This is a genomic window from Mesorhizobium sp. M8A.F.Ca.ET.021.01.1.1, from assembly GCF_003998025.1.
Classification (GTDB): Bacteria; Pseudomonadota; Alphaproteobacteria; order Rhizobiales; family Rhizobiaceae; genus Mesorhizobium.
On sequence record NZ_RZSJ01000077.1, the window covers coordinates 1 to 15,954 of the forward strand.

The 15,954-nt window shown below is 62.2% G+C and carries 11 protein-coding genes and 2 pseudogenes; 8 read left to right on the forward strand and 5 right to left on the reverse strand.

What is annotated here, in order from left to right; all coding sequences use genetic code 11:
• A partial coding sequence (locus tag EOA36_RS09160; RefSeq protein ID WP_145969132.1) for an HAD family hydrolase occupies nucleotides 1-537 on the forward strand: 537 nt, incomplete at its 5' end.
• 74 nt (nucleotides 538-611) lie between these two features.
• On the opposite strand, the gene EOA36_RS09165 is transcribed toward EOA36_RS09160, so the two are convergent.
• From EOA36_RS09165 to aceA, 3 genes are all read right to left on the reverse strand, one after another.
• A complete protein-coding gene (locus EOA36_RS09165) occupies nucleotides 612-1,016 on the reverse strand; it encodes a response regulator (protein WP_245464301.1) in 405 nt (134 codons plus the stop codon).
• Between the two features lie 278 nt (nucleotides 1,017-1,294).
• Nucleotides 1,295-1,537: a hypothetical protein gene (locus EOA36_RS09170; protein ID WP_023766759.1), complete on the reverse strand. Its 243-nt coding sequence runs from the start codon at nucleotides 1,535-1,537 to the stop codon at nucleotides 1,295-1,297.
• A 61-nt stretch (nucleotides 1,538-1,598) separates the two neighbouring features.
• On the reverse strand, nucleotides 1,599-2,888 hold the full coding sequence (aceA, locus tag EOA36_RS09175; protein ID WP_127277024.1) for an isocitrate lyase: 1,290 nt from the start codon (nucleotides 2,886-2,888) through the stop codon (nucleotides 1,599-1,601).
• A 237-nt stretch (nucleotides 2,889-3,125) separates the two neighbouring features.
• Here aceA and EOA36_RS09180 point away from each other — a divergent pair, with 237 nt between their 5' ends.
• The 6 genes and pseudogenes from EOA36_RS09180 to EOA36_RS09205 all read left to right on the forward strand — a co-directional run bounded on the left by EOA36_RS09180 (nucleotide 3,126) and on the right by EOA36_RS09205 (nucleotide 10,100).
• A complete protein-coding gene (locus EOA36_RS09180) occupies nucleotides 3,126-4,571 on the forward strand; it encodes an XRE family transcriptional regulator (RefSeq protein ID WP_127277026.1) in 1,446 nt (481 codons plus the stop codon).
• 135 nt (nucleotides 4,572-4,706) lie between these two features.
• A complete protein-coding gene (locus tag EOA36_RS09185; protein ID WP_127277028.1) occupies nucleotides 4,707-5,660 on the forward strand; it encodes a DMT family transporter in 954 nt (317 codons plus the stop codon).
• A gap of 328 nt (nucleotides 5,661-5,988) precedes the next feature.
• Nucleotides 5,989-7,086, forward strand: a complete 1,098-nt coding sequence (locus EOA36_RS09190; RefSeq protein WP_127277030.1) for a polyamine ABC transporter substrate-binding protein — start codon at nucleotides 5,989-5,991, stop codon at nucleotides 7,084-7,086.
• 78 nt (nucleotides 7,087-7,164) lie between these two features.
• Entirely contained in the window at nucleotides 7,165-8,307 is a 1,143-nt protein-coding gene (locus EOA36_RS09195) for an ABC transporter ATP-binding protein (RefSeq protein ID WP_127277032.1), read from the forward strand.
• Between the two features lie 67 nt (nucleotides 8,308-8,374).
• Nucleotides 8,375-9,285 (forward strand): annotated as a pseudogene (locus EOA36_RS09200) (ABC transporter permease subunit).
• A complete protein-coding gene (locus tag EOA36_RS09205) occupies nucleotides 9,282-10,100 on the forward strand; it encodes an ABC transporter permease subunit (RefSeq protein WP_127277034.1) in 819 nt (272 codons plus the stop codon). The pseudogene EOA36_RS09200 and the gene EOA36_RS09205 overlap by 4 nt, the downstream one beginning before the upstream one ends.
• 150 nt (nucleotides 10,101-10,250) lie before the next feature.
• Here EOA36_RS09205 and EOA36_RS09210 read toward each other — a convergent pair whose 3' ends face one another.
• Nucleotides 10,251-12,104: an AsmA family protein gene (locus EOA36_RS09210; RefSeq protein ID WP_127277036.1), complete on the reverse strand. Its 1,854-nt coding sequence runs from the start codon at nucleotides 12,102-12,104 to the stop codon at nucleotides 10,251-10,253.
• A 204-nt stretch (nucleotides 12,105-12,308) separates the two neighbouring features.
• Between EOA36_RS09210 and EOA36_RS09215 the strand changes: the two genes are divergently transcribed.
• Nucleotides 12,309-14,267: an acetoacetate--CoA ligase gene (locus EOA36_RS09215; protein ID WP_127277038.1), complete on the forward strand. Its 1,959-nt coding sequence runs from the start codon at nucleotides 12,309-12,311 to the stop codon at nucleotides 14,265-14,267.
• A 302-nt stretch (nucleotides 14,268-14,569) separates the two neighbouring features.
• Here EOA36_RS09215 and EOA36_RS09220 read toward each other — a convergent pair.
• Nucleotides 14,570-15,954 (reverse strand): annotated as a pseudogene (locus tag EOA36_RS09220) (catalase); the annotation flags it as partial.

The following is a 15,954-nucleotide window of genomic DNA, read 5'->3' on the forward strand; positions in this document are numbered from 1 at the left end:
GGTTTCGGGATCAAGGGATTTACGCTCTCGATGATCGAAACGGCGATCGAGGTCACCGACGGGCGCGTACCGGCTTCGGTCATAGCGGAGATTCTGGACGCCGGCCGCGAGATGCTGCGCCATCCGATCGAGCCGTTGCCGCATGCACGCGAGACGGTCGAGAAACTCGCCGGCACCTTCCGCCTCGTCCTGATCACCAAGGGCGATCTGTTTGATCAGGAGCGCAAGCTGGTCGGCTCCGGTCTGGGCGACCTGTTCGACGCCGTCGAGATCGTCAGCGACAAGACCGCCGCGACTTATGCGCGCCTTTTCAACCGCCATGGCGATGGTCCGGCAAGGAGCATGATGGTCGGCAATTCGCTGAAGTCGGACGTGGTGCCCGCCATCGAGGCCGGCGGCTGGGGTGTCCATGTGCCACACGAACTGACCTGGGTGCTCGAACACGTCGAGGCGCCAGTTGCCGAGCCGCGTTTCCGCCAGATATCGGATCTCGGCCAATTGCCGGAACTGATAGAAAGCATCGCGAAGCCGGGCTGATCGCGACTTCGATTATTTGCTTTTTGCATAATTCCGGAGGGAAAAAACCGCTGCACGACTTTCCCGCAATTGCCTCAGCGGCTGATCAGACGATCGATCACCGGTTGCAGCCGTTCGGGCGTGATCGGCTTGGCCACCACCGCATCGATGATATTCGCCAGGCCAAGGCTCTCCGGCGTGCCGTTCTTGGTTGAAAGCAGGATCACGGGAGGAAGCGATTTGCCCGAGGCCCGGCGCAATTTTTCGATGTCGGGCATCAGGTTGTCGCAATCCTTGTTGTCGGGGCCGCCGTCGAGCACAATCGCGCCCGGCACCAGCGTCCGCAAGGTTTTCGCTGCGATATCAGGCGATTCCGAGATTGGTCTGAGTCCGGATCGCTCGACGATCTTCGATACCACGACCCGGTTGATCGGCGACTTCCCGACGACAAGCACCCGGGAGAGATCGTGGATCGTCTCGGTACTTGAATCCCGGGTCACCAGATTCACATGTTTTGCGGTCTCGCCGTCTCGTTTCACGGGGCACCCAAGTCGGCCAAGAAGTTCGCCCCTATTTCAATGCAGAGTTGAATCTGGGCGACAATTGGCGTGAGATCGGACCCTATGTCAAGTTGAAATAAAAGAACCGGATGGCACTCTCCACAACAGTGGATTCAAGCAACAGTACTGTACTGCTCTGTCCATGGCTTGGTTACGTAAAAATAAAATTCACCTGCGCATACATTGCGCAGGTGAAGGGTCGCCTGGACCATTTCCGATCAGCTGTGGCTCTGCTGCGTGACGATCACCGGGATCAGCAGATCGCCCCAATTGCCGTCGCCGCCATGGTGCCTTGCAGAGCGCACGAGCTCCACCGAGACGCCCGCCTCGACGGCCTTCATCACCGACTGGTTCAGCCTGTGCAGATCGTTGGCCAGCATGCGGATCGTCGCCTGCTGGTCGACGCTCATCGTGGTCGATTGCTCTTCCGCCCGTTCCTTGACACGGCTTATCGATGCCATTGGTCTTCTCCTATGTCCTTGCCCTCTCGGGCGTTCCTCTGTTGGTCGTCTTTTTGCGAACTCACTCCGCTGCCGGCTTGAACTGCGCGTGCTCGGTCGATTCATGCATGGCGGTGGTCGATGACCGGCCCCCGGTGATCGCCATCGAGACGGCGTCGAAATAGCCGGTGCCGACCTCCCGCTGGTGCTTGGTCGCGGTGTAGCCATTGGCTTCCGCGGCGAATTCCGCGTCCTGCAACTCGGAATAGGCCGCCATCTGCCGCGCCTTGTAGCCGCGGGCGAGTTCGAACATGCCGTAGTTGAGCTGGTGGAAGCCGGCCAGCGTGATGAACTGGAACTTGTAGCCCATGGCGCCCAGTTCCCGCTGGAACTTGGCGATCGTGGCGTCGTCGAGATTCTTCTTCCAGTTGAACGACGGCGAGCAATTATAGGCGAGCAGCTTGCCCGGATGGTGCCTGCGCACACCCTCGGCGAATTTCTTGGCCTGCGCCAGGTCGGGCATCGAGGTCTCGCACCAGATCAGGTCGGCGTGGGGCGCGTAGGCAATGGCCCGCGCGATGCAAGGCTCGATGCCGTTCCTGACCTGGTAGAAGCCTTCCACCGTGCGGCCGGCATCATAGTCGACGAAGGGCTGGTCGCGCTCATCGATATCGGAGGTGAGCAGCTTTGCCGCCTCCGCGTCGGTGCGTGCCACGACCAGTGTGGGTGTGCCCATCACGTCGGCCGCGAGCCGCGCCGCGTTGAGGTTGCGGATATGCGCCGCGGTCGGGATCAGCACCTTGCCACCGAGATGGCCGCACTTTTTCTCCGATGCCAGTTGGTCCTCATAGTGGACGCCGGCGGCGCCCGCCTCGATGAATGCCTTCATGATCTCGAAGGCATTGAGCGGACCGCCGAAGCCGGCTTCGGCGTCGGCAACGATCGGTGCGAACCAGGTCTCGACAGAAAGCCCCTTGCCCTCGGAGGTCTCGATCTGGTCGGCGCGCTGCAGCGTGCGGTTGATGCGCTTGACCAGTTCGGGCGCCGCATTGGCCGGATAGAGCGACTGGTCGGGATACATTGCCGAGGCGGTGTTCGCGTCGGCGGCAACCTGCCAGCCCGACAGATAGATCGCCTTCAGTCCGGCGCGCACCTGCTGCATCGCCTGGTTGCCGGACATGGCGCCCAATGCGTTGACGAAGTCGTCCTCGTGGATGAGTTTCCACAGCCGGTTGGCCCCCATTTCGGCAAGGCTCTGCCTGATCTGCACCGAACCGCGCAGCCGCTTCACGTCCTCCGGCGAATAAGGGCGTTCAATGCCGTCGAAGCGACCTTCAGGCGCCGAGGGAACGAGGTTGTAAAAATCAGTCATTGGTCACTCCGGAGGGTTCTGTATGATGTCTGCGCGCCAATTTGTTGGGGGCGCTTCTATGTGACTGAATTTACATTTCGGCGCGAGATGAGCCAGAAAAATTAGGAAAACCGGTCGGATATAAGAGAAAATCTGTGTTGTGTTTGACAGGATGGCACTGTAAATTTGTCAATCCTGTAAAGGAAAGCGGCTTTGGGATTGCGGCGGATGTCGTGTAAATCTTGTCAAGGATAGTCGATGGCTGATCAGAAGATTTTCGCCGGGCCGCGTATTCGCCGCATCCGCAGCGCCAAGGGCCTGACCCAGACGGCGATGGCCGAGGGGCTCGGCATCTCGCCGTCCTACCTCAATCTGATCGAGCGCAACCAGCGGCCGCTGACGGTGCAACTGATCCTGAAGCTGGCCTCCGTCTACAAGGTCGATCCGCATGAGCTGCAGGGCGAGGCGAGGGGCTCGGTCGCTGCCCTGAAGGAGGTGTTCTCCGATCCGTTGCTTGTCGGCGAACTGCCGGGAGACCAGGAACTGATCGAGCTTGCCGAGGCGGCGCCCAATGCCTCCGCCGCGGTGATAAAACTGTTCCGCGCCTATCGCGAGCAGGCCGAGCGGCTGTCCGACCTCAACGAGCTTCTGGCGCGCGAAGGGCGGGCGACCGCGCTCTCCGGCGCCCGCCTGCCGATCGACGAGGTGCACGAGATTTTCGAGCGGCGACCGAACCATTTTTCCTCGCTCGAGGAAGAGGCCGAGGCGTTCACGTCGGTGCTTGATCCCGGTGACGACCTGTCTGGCGCCTTGAAGGCATGGCTGAAGCGCGAATACGGCATCGTGGTCAAGGTTCTGCCGGTCGCCACCATGCCGAACTGGCGCCGTCGCTACGACCGCCATTCGCAGCGCCTGTTCCTTTCCGAGCGCCTGTCGCCTTTCGACCAGTTGCGTGAAGTCGCGATGGAGGCCTGCCTGATCCGCATGACGGTCGCGGTCGCCGGCGAGATTCAGGCGCTGAGACTGGCCACGGACGAGGCGCGCCGCCTTGCCCGCTTCGAGCTCGGCCGCTATGCCGCCCATGCGCTGATGATGCCCTATCAGCCCTTTCACGCGGCGGCTATTCGCTCACGTTACGACATCGACGTCCTGCGCTCGCGCTTTGGCGTTTCCTTCGAGCAGGCGGCAAACCGGCTGACCATGCTGCAGCGGCCAGGGGCTTCTGGCGTGCCCTTCTTCATGCTGGAGGTCGACAATGCCGGAAACCGCTTTCGCAAGGCCGGCAGCCAGGGCTTTCCGCAAAGCCGGTTTGGCGGCGGCTGTCCCAAGCTGCCCGTGCATGTCGCCTTCACCCAGCCCGGCCAGATCTTCGTCGAGGCGGTGGAAATGCCCGACGGCGCCGAGTTCCTATGCATGGCCCGCACCCTGGAGGGGCCGCAAGGAGCGTTCTCCGAACGCCCGCGCCGCACGGCACTGCTGCTCGGCTGCGACATCGGCTTTCGCGACGACATGGTCTATGGTGCGGCCCTGCCCGGCACGGCAGTCGGTGCAAAGGTAGGGGCGGGCATCGCGGCGACGCCAGTCGGCCCGGCCTGCCGGCTTTGCGAGCGTGTCGGCTGCCTGGCGCGCGCAGAGCCGCCGGTGACCAGACCGCTCGGCCTCGACGAGATGGTGACCGGCCTGAGCGCGTTCGATTTCCAGTAACGCTGCAGCAAAGGTGCCACAATCGTCGCCGGTCTCTGGATCACCCGCGGCCCAAGTCTTTGCGTTACGCGAACAGAGCAGTTTATTGTCGCCCCTTGCGCATCGTCCCGTCCACAAAAGCTCGACAGTCGCGCCATGACAGACACAGCATCATCGCCCGGCCTTGCTACCTCGACAGTCTCGCCGCGCGAGGAACGCGTCGGCATGCTGCTGGTCTTCCTGTCGGCGCTGATGTGGAGTTTCGGCGGCACCATCGCCCGCTTCATCAGCGTTGGCGACAGCTGGACGGTTATCTTCTGGCGCTCCGTCTGGGCTGCCGCCTTCCTGCTCTGCTTCATGGCCTGGCGTGACGGCTGGCGCGGCATGGTGAAGTCGTTCCGGGACATGGGCCTGCCGGGCATTGCGGTGGGATTCTGCTTCGCCATTGCGTCGACCTCGTTCGTCGTGGCGCTTGCCTATACCACAGTCGCCAATATCCTCCTGATGCAGGCTGGCGTGCCGCTCCTGGCGGCCCTGTTTGCCTGGGCGCTGTTTCGCGAAAGAGTAACCGTCGCAACCTGGATGGCGATTGCCGCCGTCATCGCCGGCGTCGCCATCATGGTGTCTGAATCTCTTGACGGCTCCGTCTCGCCCATAGGCGACGGACTGGCGCTGCTGATCGCATTCATGTTCTCGACCGCCACCGTCATCACCCGGCGCTTCTCCAGCGTGCGCATGACGCCGGCGACCTGTCTCGGCACGATCCTGGCCGCAGGCTTCGCTGCCTCGCAGGCCTCGACCTTCACGGTATCGGCCGGCGACATGGGCTTTCTCTTCGTCTTTGGTGTGGTCAATCTCGGCCTTGGCCTTGCTTTCTTCGCCACCGGCGCGCGCCTGATCCCGGCGGCGATCGCGGCACTGCTCGGCACGTTCGAGCCGATCCTGGGGCCGATATGGGTCTGGCTCATCCATTCCGAGGTGCCGTCCGGGCGCACCATCATAGGCGGCGCGGTGGTGGTCACGGCGCTGCTTGTCCATATCGGGCTCGAATTCAAACGCCAGGCGCGGCCGCAGCGGGCTGGGGTCACCGGAGTGCCTTCGCCTAATTGATGCCGGCGCCGAAGCTTTGCCCATTGACAATGTCGCTGCCGCCCGGGCAGGCTGGGACTACGGCAACAACAAGACAGGCGTATCTTGCCAAGTCTCCCCGGCGGCTCGATCGAGACCGGACCACATTCTTGTATCTCTGTCCGCGCGGCGGCGAAAGCTTCTGACGGCACCGCAATTCCTTCCCGCCCCGAACAACCTGGTGGCCGCGGGCGGCGTGCCGGTTGGCGCTTGTCGGCCCCCGGAAAGCTCAATAGTCTGAAGCAAATGCCCGGCCGCGCGAGCATGTCGCGACGCGCCGGCAATGGAACACTCACCAAAGGAGAATAGCATGATCCGCAAAGCGTTCTGGCTTTCGGCAACCTCGGTATTTCTGGCGCTTTCGATGCCAGCCGGTCACGCCGCGGACCGCGTCGTCAACGTCTTCAACTGGTCGGACTATATCGACAGTTCGATCATCGATGATTTCACCAAGAAGACCGGCATCAAGGTCGTTTACGACACCTTCGATTCCAACGAAATCCTCGAAACCAAGCTGCTCGCCGGCGGCAGCGGCTACGACGTCGTCGTGCCGAGCGGCAGTTTCCTCGCCCGCCAAATCCAGGCCGGCGTGTTCCAGAAGCTCGACAAGTCTAAGCTGCCGAACCTCTCCAACATGTGGGATACGGTCACGGAGCGCACCGCCAAATACGACCCCGGCAACGAATACTCGGTCAATTACATGTGGGGCACGGTCGGCATCGGTTACAACACCAAGAAAGTGCAGGCAGCGCTCGGCACCGACAAGATCGACAGCTGGGATACCTTCTTCAATCCGGACAGCCTGGCCAAGTTGAAGGATTGCGGTGTCTATGTGCTGGATTCTCCGTCCGACATCATACCAGCGGCGCTGAAGTATCTCGGTCTGGACCCCAACAGCACCTCGCCTGACGATATCGCCAAGGCCGAGGAAGCTCTTCTCAAGATCCGTCCCTACATCAGGAAGTTCCACTCGTCCGAATACATCAACGCGCTTGCCAATGGCGACATCTGCCTGGCGGTCGGCTGGTCGGGTGATGTGTTCCAGGCTCGCAACCGCGCGGTCGAGGCCAAGCAAGGCGTGGAAATCGGCTATTCCGTGCCGAAGGAAGGCGCCCAGATGTGGTTCGATCAGATGGCGATCCCCGCCGATGCGCCGCATGTCGCCGAGGCGCTCGAATTCATCAACTACATGATGACGCCGGAAGTGATCGCCAAATCGTCGAACTATGTCCTTTATGCCAACGGCAACAAGGCATCGCAGCAATTCGTCGACAAGGCGCTGCTCGACGATCCTTCGGTTTATCCGGACGCCGCGACCTTGCAGAAGCTCTATACCATCCAGCCTTACGATCCCAAGACCCAACGCATCGTCACGCGCAGCTGGACCAAGATCGTCACCGGCCAGTAGGCAATCCGACGCGACCCCGGCAGCCAACTGCCGGGGTCGTTTTCTGTTTTTGGGGAATATAAAAACACGGAGTGGGATATGAAATCGCTTGGCAGCATCCGCAGGGACTTCGCGCCATGGAACGACCCGAACGCCAAGCCATATATCCAGTTTGACAACGTCACCAAGAAGTTCGGTGACTTCACCGCCGTCAACAATCTGTCGCTGACCATTTTCGAGCGCGAGTTCTTCGCCCTGCTTGGCGCCTCGGGTTGCGGAAAGTCGACGCTGCTCAGGATGCTTGCCGGCTTCGAGGAACCGACGGCCGGCCGCATCCTGCTCGATGGCCAGGATCTGCGCGGCATTCCGCCTTATCGCCGGCCGGTCAACATGATGTTCCAGTCCTATGCCCTGTTCCCGCATATGACGGTGGAGAAGAATATCGCCTTCGGCCTCAAGCAGGAAGGCATGGCCAAGCCCGATATCGAAAAGCGCGTCGCCGACATGCTGAAGCTGGTCAAGCTCGAGCGGTTCGCCAAGCGCAAGCCCCATCAGCTCTCCGGCGGCCAGCGCCAGCGCGTCGCGCTTGCTCGCTCGGTCGCCAAGCGACCTAAGGTGCTGCTGCTCGACGAGCCGCTCGGCGCGCTCGACAAGAAACTGCGCGAGGAAACCCAGTTCGAACTGATGGATCTGCAGCAGGAGCTTGGTCTCACCTTCGTCGTCGTCACCCATGACCAGGAAGAGGCGATGACGATGGCCGACCGCATCGCCATCATGGACAAGGGCGAGGTGATGCAGGTGGCGACGCCGCCGGAAGTCTACGAAGCCCCGACGTCGCGCTTCGTCGCCCATTTCGTCGGCAACGTGAACATGTTCGAGGGCAAGGTTGCCGAACAGTCGGCCAACACGACGCGCATCACAGGTCCAAGCGGGGCCCAGATCGTCGTCGAGAATGGTGGCGCGAATGCAAAGGCCGATGCCAATATCGTCTTCGCCATCAGGCCGGAGAAGATCAGGGTCTCGTCGAAGAAGCCGGCCGATGCCGTCAACGCGCTGGAGGGCGAGGTTTACGACATCGCCTATCTCGGCGACATGACGGTCTATCACGTCAGGCTGGACGACGGGCAGATCGTGCGGGCAAGCGCGCTGAACGCGGCCCGTGTGACCGAGGACCCGCTGACCTGGAACGACCGTGCCTGGGTGTCCTTCCGGCCCGACGCCGGCGTCGTGCTGGCACGGTAGGGGGGCGGTCATGTCCAATGTCGCCGTCGCCGATGCCGCCGCGCCATCGACTGCCGCCGAGCCGTTCCTGATACGGCTGGGTGCCGGCTTCGTCAGCCGGCTCGTCATCATCGTTCCCTATCTCTGGCTGTTGTTCTTCTTTCTGTCCCCTTCATCATCGTCTTCAAGATCTCGCTGTCGCAGACGGCTATCGCCATGCCGCCCTATACGCCGGTGCTCGATTTCAGCGACGGCGTTTCCGGCTTCTTCGCCGGCTTTCGCGACCTCAACTTCGACAACTATGCCTGGCTGACGCAGGACGCACTCTACTTCAGGGCCTACCTCACCAGCGTCGTCATCGCTGCCGTCTCGACGGTGCTGACCTTGCTGGTTGGCTATCCCATCGCCTATGGCATGGCGCGCGCTCCGGCCACGATCCGCCCGACATTGCTGATGCTGGTCATCCTGCCGTTCTGGACCTCGTTCCTGATCCGCGTCTATGCCTGGATCGGGATCCTGAAGCCCGAGGGCCTGCTCAACCAGCTGCTCCTGGCGCTGCGCATCATCGACCAGCCGCTGGTGATCCTCAACACCTATACGGCAATCTTCATCGGCATCGTTTATTCCTACCTGCCGTTCATGGTGCTACCGCTTTATTCGTCGCTGGAAAAAATGGACTATTCCTTGATCGAGGCAGCCAAGGACCTCGGCTGCCCGCCGACAGCTGCCTTCTGGAAGATCACCTTCCCGCTGTCGCTGCCGGGCGTCATTGCCGGCTGCCTGCTGGTGTTCATCCCGGCCGTCGGTGAGTTCGTCATCCCCGACCTGCTCGGCGGCTCACAGACGCTGATGATCGGCAAGACGCTGTGGAACGAGTTCTTCGCCAATCGTGACTGGCCGGTGTCGTCGGCCGTTGCCGTCATCCTGCTATTGCTGCTGATCGTACCGATCGTGTTGTTCCAGCATGCCCAGGCCCGCGCGCAGGAGCAGGACAAATGAACACCACCTGGAGCCGCTTCAACATCACCTCGATCACGCTCGGTTTTGCCTTTCTCTATTTGCCGATCGTGCTGCTCGTCGTCTTCTCCTTCAACGAGTCCAAGCTCGTCACCGTCTGGGGCGGCTTCTCGACCAAATGGTACGTGTCGCTGTTCCACAATCAGGGCCTTATGGACGCCGCATGGGTGACCATCCGCGTCGGTCTGATTTCAGCGACCGTGGCCACGGTTCTCGGCACCATGGGCGCCTTGGCGCTGACCCGCTACACACGCTTCCGGGGCAGGGTCCTGTTCTCGGGCATGATCTTCGCACCATTGGTCATGCCTGATGTCATTACCGGCCTGTCGCTGCTCCTGCTGTTTGTCGCCATCGGCATGGATCGCGGCATGACGACCGTGATCCTCGCGCATATCACCTTCACAATGTGCTTTGTCGCGGTCGTCGTGCAGTCGCGGCTTGTCAGCTTCGATCGTTCGCTGGAGGAAGCCGCCATGGATCTTGGCGCGCCGCCGGTGAAGACCTTCTTCCAGATCACGCTGCCGGTCATCCTGCCGGCGATCGTGTCCGGCTGGATGCTGGCCTTCACGCTGTCACTGGACGACCTGGTCATCGCCAGCTTTGCTTCGGGCCCTGGCGCCACCACGCTGCCGATGAAGATCTACAGCCAGGTCCGTCTCGGCGTGACGCCGGAGATCAATGCCGCCTGCACCATCCTGATCGCGATCGTCACGGTTGGCGTGATCATCGCTTCGGTCGCCAACAAGCGACGCGAGGTGCAGCGGCAGCTTGACGAGCGGGCCGCGCAACGCGGGTAGAGCAATTCCGGGAAAAGGGTGCAACGGTTTTCCCGGGAGAAGTGCGGAGCGCTTCCCCTTGGGAATTGCGTGAAAACAAAGAGTTAGAGCGGATCGGCGATTCTATCAAACGCTGAACCTCTCTAGGAGCGGCGCTTCAGGAGCAATGCCTTATTCGCCCGAAACGCCACGGCTGATGGGTGAAATGAACGGCGTGCTCCACGTTCCGCCGACGAAAAACGACGACTGGTTGGGGCCTTGCTGGCCAGTTTTTTGCGTTGCAGGCTGATCCGGCTGGATAACACCGCCCGACAGTGCCAGTCCGCGTCCTGCGTAGGATGCGATGCCGGAAAGCCAGATCTTGTATTTCGCCGAATTGGCCTCTGCCTTGTCGAGTCTCGCCACACCTCTCGAAATGGTTGCCTTCACTTCGGCGCCATCGATGGGCAGCGTCCCGTCCGAGACGTCGTCGAGCGCGAAGAAGCCGCCTTGTTCGGTATGCTTGAGAAACGCCGGCAGGTTGAACTTGCTGAGCGCGCCAGGGCCGAAGGTCGCCGAGACCGAGCCGTCGGCGTTTTCGAAGATCGAATCCCAGGTCCTTCCCGGTCCCTTGAGGATGACCGAAACGGTGCCCGTGCCAACCGGCACCAGCCGGGTCATCCCGGCCGCGGTACCGAACGCGCCGCCATCGACGTCGGAGGCCAGTAGCCGGATCTCGACCTGGGTGCCTTCGGGTTTGCGGTCGAAGCGAAGGCTGGTCTGGACGTTGCCGCCAAAAGCCGAGGCGTCGGAGATATCGAAGACGGAAAGACCGTCCTTGACCTGGGCGGTGGCCGCGACATCGGCAAGCTGGATGCTTCCCGCCGTGGCATGGGCCGCCGACAACCTGAGATCGAGGTTGACCCGGTCGGCGAAACTCGTGTCGACCTGGCCCGGCTCGGCGCTGGTCGCCGGTCCCAGTGGCGTGAAGGCGGACAGGAACGACCTGAGGTCGAGCGTGTCGAAGGCAAGCGTGCCCGAAATCACCGGCTGCGTCTCGCCGAGCGACACGTCCAGCGCGCCCATGCCCGGGTTATTGTCCAGCGCCAGCGCCGTGTTCTCGAATTTGATGCGGCCGGCCGACGCCGTGACCTTGCTCGAAATGCTGACCGAGCCGATTGCCGCGCTCGGCGCGATGCCGGCCTGCGACCATTCCAGCACGCGGCGCAGCGATGGGGCCGCGAATTTCACCTGGCCGTCGAAATAGGCGTTTTCGGACATGCTGGCGGTGCCGTCGAAGGAGAAGGTGGCGGGCGCTGCCTTGAAGGACAGGGTGAGCGGCGCCGTGCCCCCGGCAAACAGCACCAGCGGTCTCGGCGAGGCGGCATCCACCGTCACGCTTTCGCCGCGCCAGATCCCGGTCGCGGACAGTGTCGCATTGCTGTTCATCGCCGCCCAGGTGGCCTGGCCGCTAAGACTGCTCAGGATCTCCACATCCTTGCCGTTGACGGACGCCACCATGCGGCCATCCCTGAACTCGACGGTGCCGAAAGTGTCGGCTGGCAGCTTGTCGAGATCGGGCTTGGCGGGGTCGGCATTGACCACGCCGCGAGCCGCGTCGATGGAGCGCGCGATGCGCCCGCCCGTCGGCGCCGTGGGCAGGAACAGGCCATCCGCCGTGCGCTGCACCCGGATTGTCGGCCGCACCAGCCGTGCCGTGGAAAACGCCACATCGCCCTGCAATGCCGCCATGGCCGAGAGGTCAACCTCGACCCTTTCGGCTTCGACGACCGGCGGGGCATCGCCGTCGGTCCACTTCGACAGTGTCACATCGGTCAGGATCGCGCGGAATTTCGGCCAGACCTCGATGCGCGGCGACCCTTCGATGGCAACTCGAAAGCCGCTCCAGGCGCTTAACTCCCACGCGATGCGGTCACGCACGATCCGCGTCGAGGCGATCAGCGGCAGGGCCGCGACCACCAGCGCGATGACGATGGCGGCAACGCCGATCGCCCACACTCCGCGGCGGATCAAGGATGATGGCATATAGCCCCGTATGCTTCCATTCCGATAAAAACCGATCGTCCGACGGGTGTAACCCTGTCGTCACTACGACTTAGGGCTGACGCATTTCAAGTCTTTATGGCCCAGCGATGGCATTTGCGCACACCTGGGCGCATCGGCCCAACAAAATCTTGCTCTGCTGCGCTGCGATATGCATAAGCGATGGCGACCGTGGGAGGATCGATCATGGCTGGCGAAGTACCGCTCTGGACCCCGACGCAAGACCAGATTGATGCCTCCCCCTTGACCGCCTTCATGAAGGCCGCGGCAACGACTACCGGCAGTCCGTTCTCGTCCTATACCGATCTTCATCGCTGGTCGGTCGAGAACCGGGAGGCGTTCTGGGATCTCGTCTGGGATTTCTGCGGACTTGAAGGCGACAAGGGCGAGCGACTGCTACTCGATGGCGGCAAGATGCCCGGCGCTTCGTTCTTCCCGGACGCGTCGCTGAATTTCGCCGAAAACCTTCTGAAGAAGACCGGTGCCGGCGAAGCAATCGTCTTTCGCGGCGAGGACAAGGTCGAGAGGCGGCTGTCGTGGAACGAATTGCATGGCCTGGTTTCGCGCCTGCAGCAGCTTTTCCTGTCGCTTAAGGTGAAGAAGGGTGACCGTATCGCGGCAATGATGCCCAACATGCCCGAAGCCGTCGCCGCCATGCTGGCTGCGGCCTCGATCGGGGCGGTGTGGTCATCCTGTTCTCCTGATTTCGGCGAGCAGGGTGTGCTCGACCGGTTCGGCCAGATCGAGCCTGTCGTCTTCATCGCGCCGGACGGCTATTGGTACAATGGCAAGGCGATCGAGGTCGCCGACAAGGTCAAGGCGGTCGCGGCCAGGCTCGGCAGCGTCCGCAAGGTTCTGCTCGTCGACTATCTCGGCACATCCGCGGATGTTGCCGATACCATCGACAAGGCCGTGGCGATGGAAGAGGCGCTGTCGCCCTTCGCCGTCAAACCAGTCACCTTCGAGCGGCTGCCGTTTTCGCATCCGCTCTACATCCTGTTTTCGTCCGGCACCACCGGCATTCCCAAATGCATCGTCCATTCGGCCGGCGGCACGCTGATCCAGCATGTCAAGGAACACCGGCTGCATGCCGGCCTCGGTGATGGCGACCGCTTCTTCTACTTCACCACCTGCGGCTGGATGATGTGGAACTGGCTGGTATCGGGTCTTGCCTCCGGCGCCACGCTGCTGCTCTACGACGGTTCCCCCTTCTATCCCGACGGTAATGTGCTGTTCGACCTCGCCGATGCCGAGAAGATGACCTTCTTCGGCACTTCGGCCAAGTTCATCGATTCGGTGCGCAAAGCCGGTCTCAAGCCGATCCGCAGCCATGATCTGTCGACGGTGCGCGCCATCTCCTCCACCGGATCGCCGCTTTCGCCCGAGGATTTCCGCTTCGTCTATGACGGCATCAAGAAGGATGTGCACCTGGCCTCGGTGTCCGGTGGCACCGATATCGTCTCTTGCTTCGTGCTCGGCGTGCCGATCGAGCCGGTCTGGACAGGAGAGATCCAGGGGCCGGGCCTCGGCCTCGCCGTCGACGTCTGGGATGATGACGGCAAGCCGGTCAGGCAGGCGAAGGGCGAACTGGTTTGCACCAAGGCTTTCCCGTCCATGCCGATCGGCTTCTGGAACGATCCCGACGGCAAGAAGTACCAGGCGGCCTATTTCGAGCGTTTCGACAATGTCTGGTGCCATGGCGATTTCGCCGAATGGACCGGTCATGGCGGCATGGTCATCCACGGCCGCTCGGACGCGACGCTCAATCCAGGTGGCGTGCGCATCGGCACGGCGGAAATCTACAACCAGGTCGAGCAGATGCCCGAAATCCTCGAGGCGCTGTGCATCGGCCAGGATTTCGACAATGACGTGCGCGTCGTGCTGTTCGTGCGGCTAGCCGCTGGTGTCCAGCTCGACGAGGATCTGGAAAAACGCATCCGCGCCAAGATCCGCGCCGGCGCCAGCCCCCGCCATGTTCCGGCCAGGATCGTCGCCGTGTCGGACATCCCCCGCACCAAGTCGGGCAAGATCACCGAGCTTGCGGTGCGCGATGTCGTGCACGGCCGCGCCATCAAGAACAAGGAAGCGCTCGCCAACCCGGAAGCGCTGGAGCTATTCAGGAACCTGCCGCAACTTGCGCAGTGACCGCAACCGGCATGGTTAACGAAATATGTCGCGCGAATTTACCTAGATTTCACGAGTGGTACACATTCGTAAATTTTTTGGCGACCCGGTAAGGACTTGTTAAGGGCCGGCGTCGATAGTCGCATGTAACTTGAGGGAGAAATCCCGTTCCTCAGCCCCCGAGGAGCTGAATTCAGCTCAAGCCCCCGTTGTGACAGCAATCCCATCTCTTAAGGCGTCCTTTGGGCGCCTTTTCTTTTACCGGAGCAGTCTCTTCCCAAGGCTTCGTCGGTGCACTCGGCTCGCAGAAGGGCGCAGGCTGATCACAGTTTTACAGCCATTTCCCGCCCCCAGAGACGGAGTTTGCGGCATGATTCCACAAAGCCGGCAACAGCTTTGGGCTCGGTCAGGTCAATCATGCCCTCATCGGCCTTCGGGTCGACGCCCGCTTTCTGCAGCAGCGGCACAGAAGCGGCCGTGAAGGCGATGAACTTGCAGTGGGCGAATGCGTCGGCGACGAAGTCGCGCGCCGCTGCCTCGCCGGTCAGCCGTTGCGCCCCCTCGTCCGACAGGACGAGGGCGACGGCGTCGAACAGGACGGAGGGCCCGCCGTCGATCATATGCCGGGCCTCGATCCAGCTTCCCTCGCCGGCCTCGACGCCGCCGACCTGGGGGGCGACCACTTCCATGGTGGCTCCCTCCTTCTCGACCGCCGATTGCAGCCGCTTCAGAAGCGCGGCATCCGCGCCCGCGCTGACAAGCACGCCGACCTTGCGGCCCGCGAAACTTTCCGGTCCGTTCTGGATGATGCTGAGCGCCGGCGACGGTGCGAGATCGTTCCTCGGCACGATTGCGGCGTCCGCCGGTCTGGGCAATTCCTTGATGCCCAGCCTGTCGGCAACGGTTACGGCAAGTCCTTCGTCGATATTCATGAGATGGGCGACCATTCGCTCGCGTATGACCGGTGTCTCGACCTTGCTCAGCTCGAAGGTCAGAGCCATCGCTATGTGCCGCTGCTCGGGCGGGGTCTGGCTGTTGAAGAACTGCCGCGCCTGGCTGTAATGGTCCGCGAAACTCTCGGCGCGCAGGCGTAGTTTTTGTCCGGCTTCGGCGTCGGCGAAGGAACGAAAGCCGCGCTGAGGCGATTCCCTCGGGCCTTCATCGAATGAATTGGCTGGTAGTTCGTCCTGCCCACAGGATTGCGCATGGCCATATGCCCATCCTGCTGGAAGTGGTTGAACGGGCACTTCGGCGCGTTGATGGGGATGTGCGTGAAGTTCGGGCCGCCCAGGCGCTTCAACTGCGTGTCGAGATACGAGAAGTTCCGGCCCTGCAGCAAAGGATCGTTGGAAAAGTCGACCCCGGGCGGGACGTTCTGCGTCATGAACGCCACCTGCTCGGTTTCGGCGAAGAAATTGTCGGGCATGCGGTCGAGCACCAGGCGGCCGACCGGGATCGGCTCGAGCACCTCTTCCGGAATTAACTTGGTCGCATCCAGGACATCGAAATCGAAGCTGTCGGCGAAATCCTGGTCGAAGAGCTGAACCCTGAGTTCCCATTCCGGGAAATTGCCGGATTGGATGGCCTGCCAGAGGTCGCGGCGATGGAAGTCCGGGTCGGCACCGTTGATTTTCACCGCCTCGTTCCAGGCCACCGACTGCAGGCCGAATTTCGGCTTCCAGTGAAATTTGACGAATGTCGATTCGTC

Excerpts from the sequence above, each read along its gene's own strand:
- EOA36_RS09190 (WP_127277030.1), top strand. The coding sequence starts at position 5,989 with ATGATCCGCAAAGCGTTCTGGCTTTCGGCAACCTCGGTATTTCTGGCG.
- EOA36_RS09170 (WP_023766759.1), bottom strand. The coding sequence starts at position 1,537 with ATGGCATCGATAAGCCGTGTCAAGGAACGGGCGGAAGAGCAATCGACC.
- aceA (WP_127277024.1), bottom strand. The coding sequence starts at position 2,888 with ATGACTGATTTTTACAACCTCGTTCCCTCGGCGCCTGAAGGTCGCTTC.
- EOA36_RS09180 (WP_127277026.1), top strand. The coding sequence starts at position 3,126 with ATGGCTGATCAGAAGATTTTCGCCGGGCCGCGTATTCGCCGCATCCGC.
- EOA36_RS09195 (WP_127277032.1), top strand. The coding sequence starts at position 7,165 with ATGAAATCGCTTGGCAGCATCCGCAGGGACTTCGCGCCATGGAACGAC.
- EOA36_RS09205 (WP_127277034.1), top strand. The coding sequence starts at position 9,282 with ATGAACACCACCTGGAGCCGCTTCAACATCACCTCGATCACGCTCGGT.
- EOA36_RS09210 (WP_127277036.1), bottom strand. The coding sequence starts at position 12,104 with ATGCCATCATCCTTGATCCGCCGCGGAGTGTGGGCGATCGGCGTTGCC.
- EOA36_RS09185 (WP_127277028.1), top strand. The coding sequence starts at position 4,707 with ATGACAGACACAGCATCATCGCCCGGCCTTGCTACCTCGACAGTCTCG.
- EOA36_RS09215 (WP_127277038.1), top strand. The coding sequence starts at position 12,309 with ATGGCTGGCGAAGTACCGCTCTGGACCCCGACGCAAGACCAGATTGAT.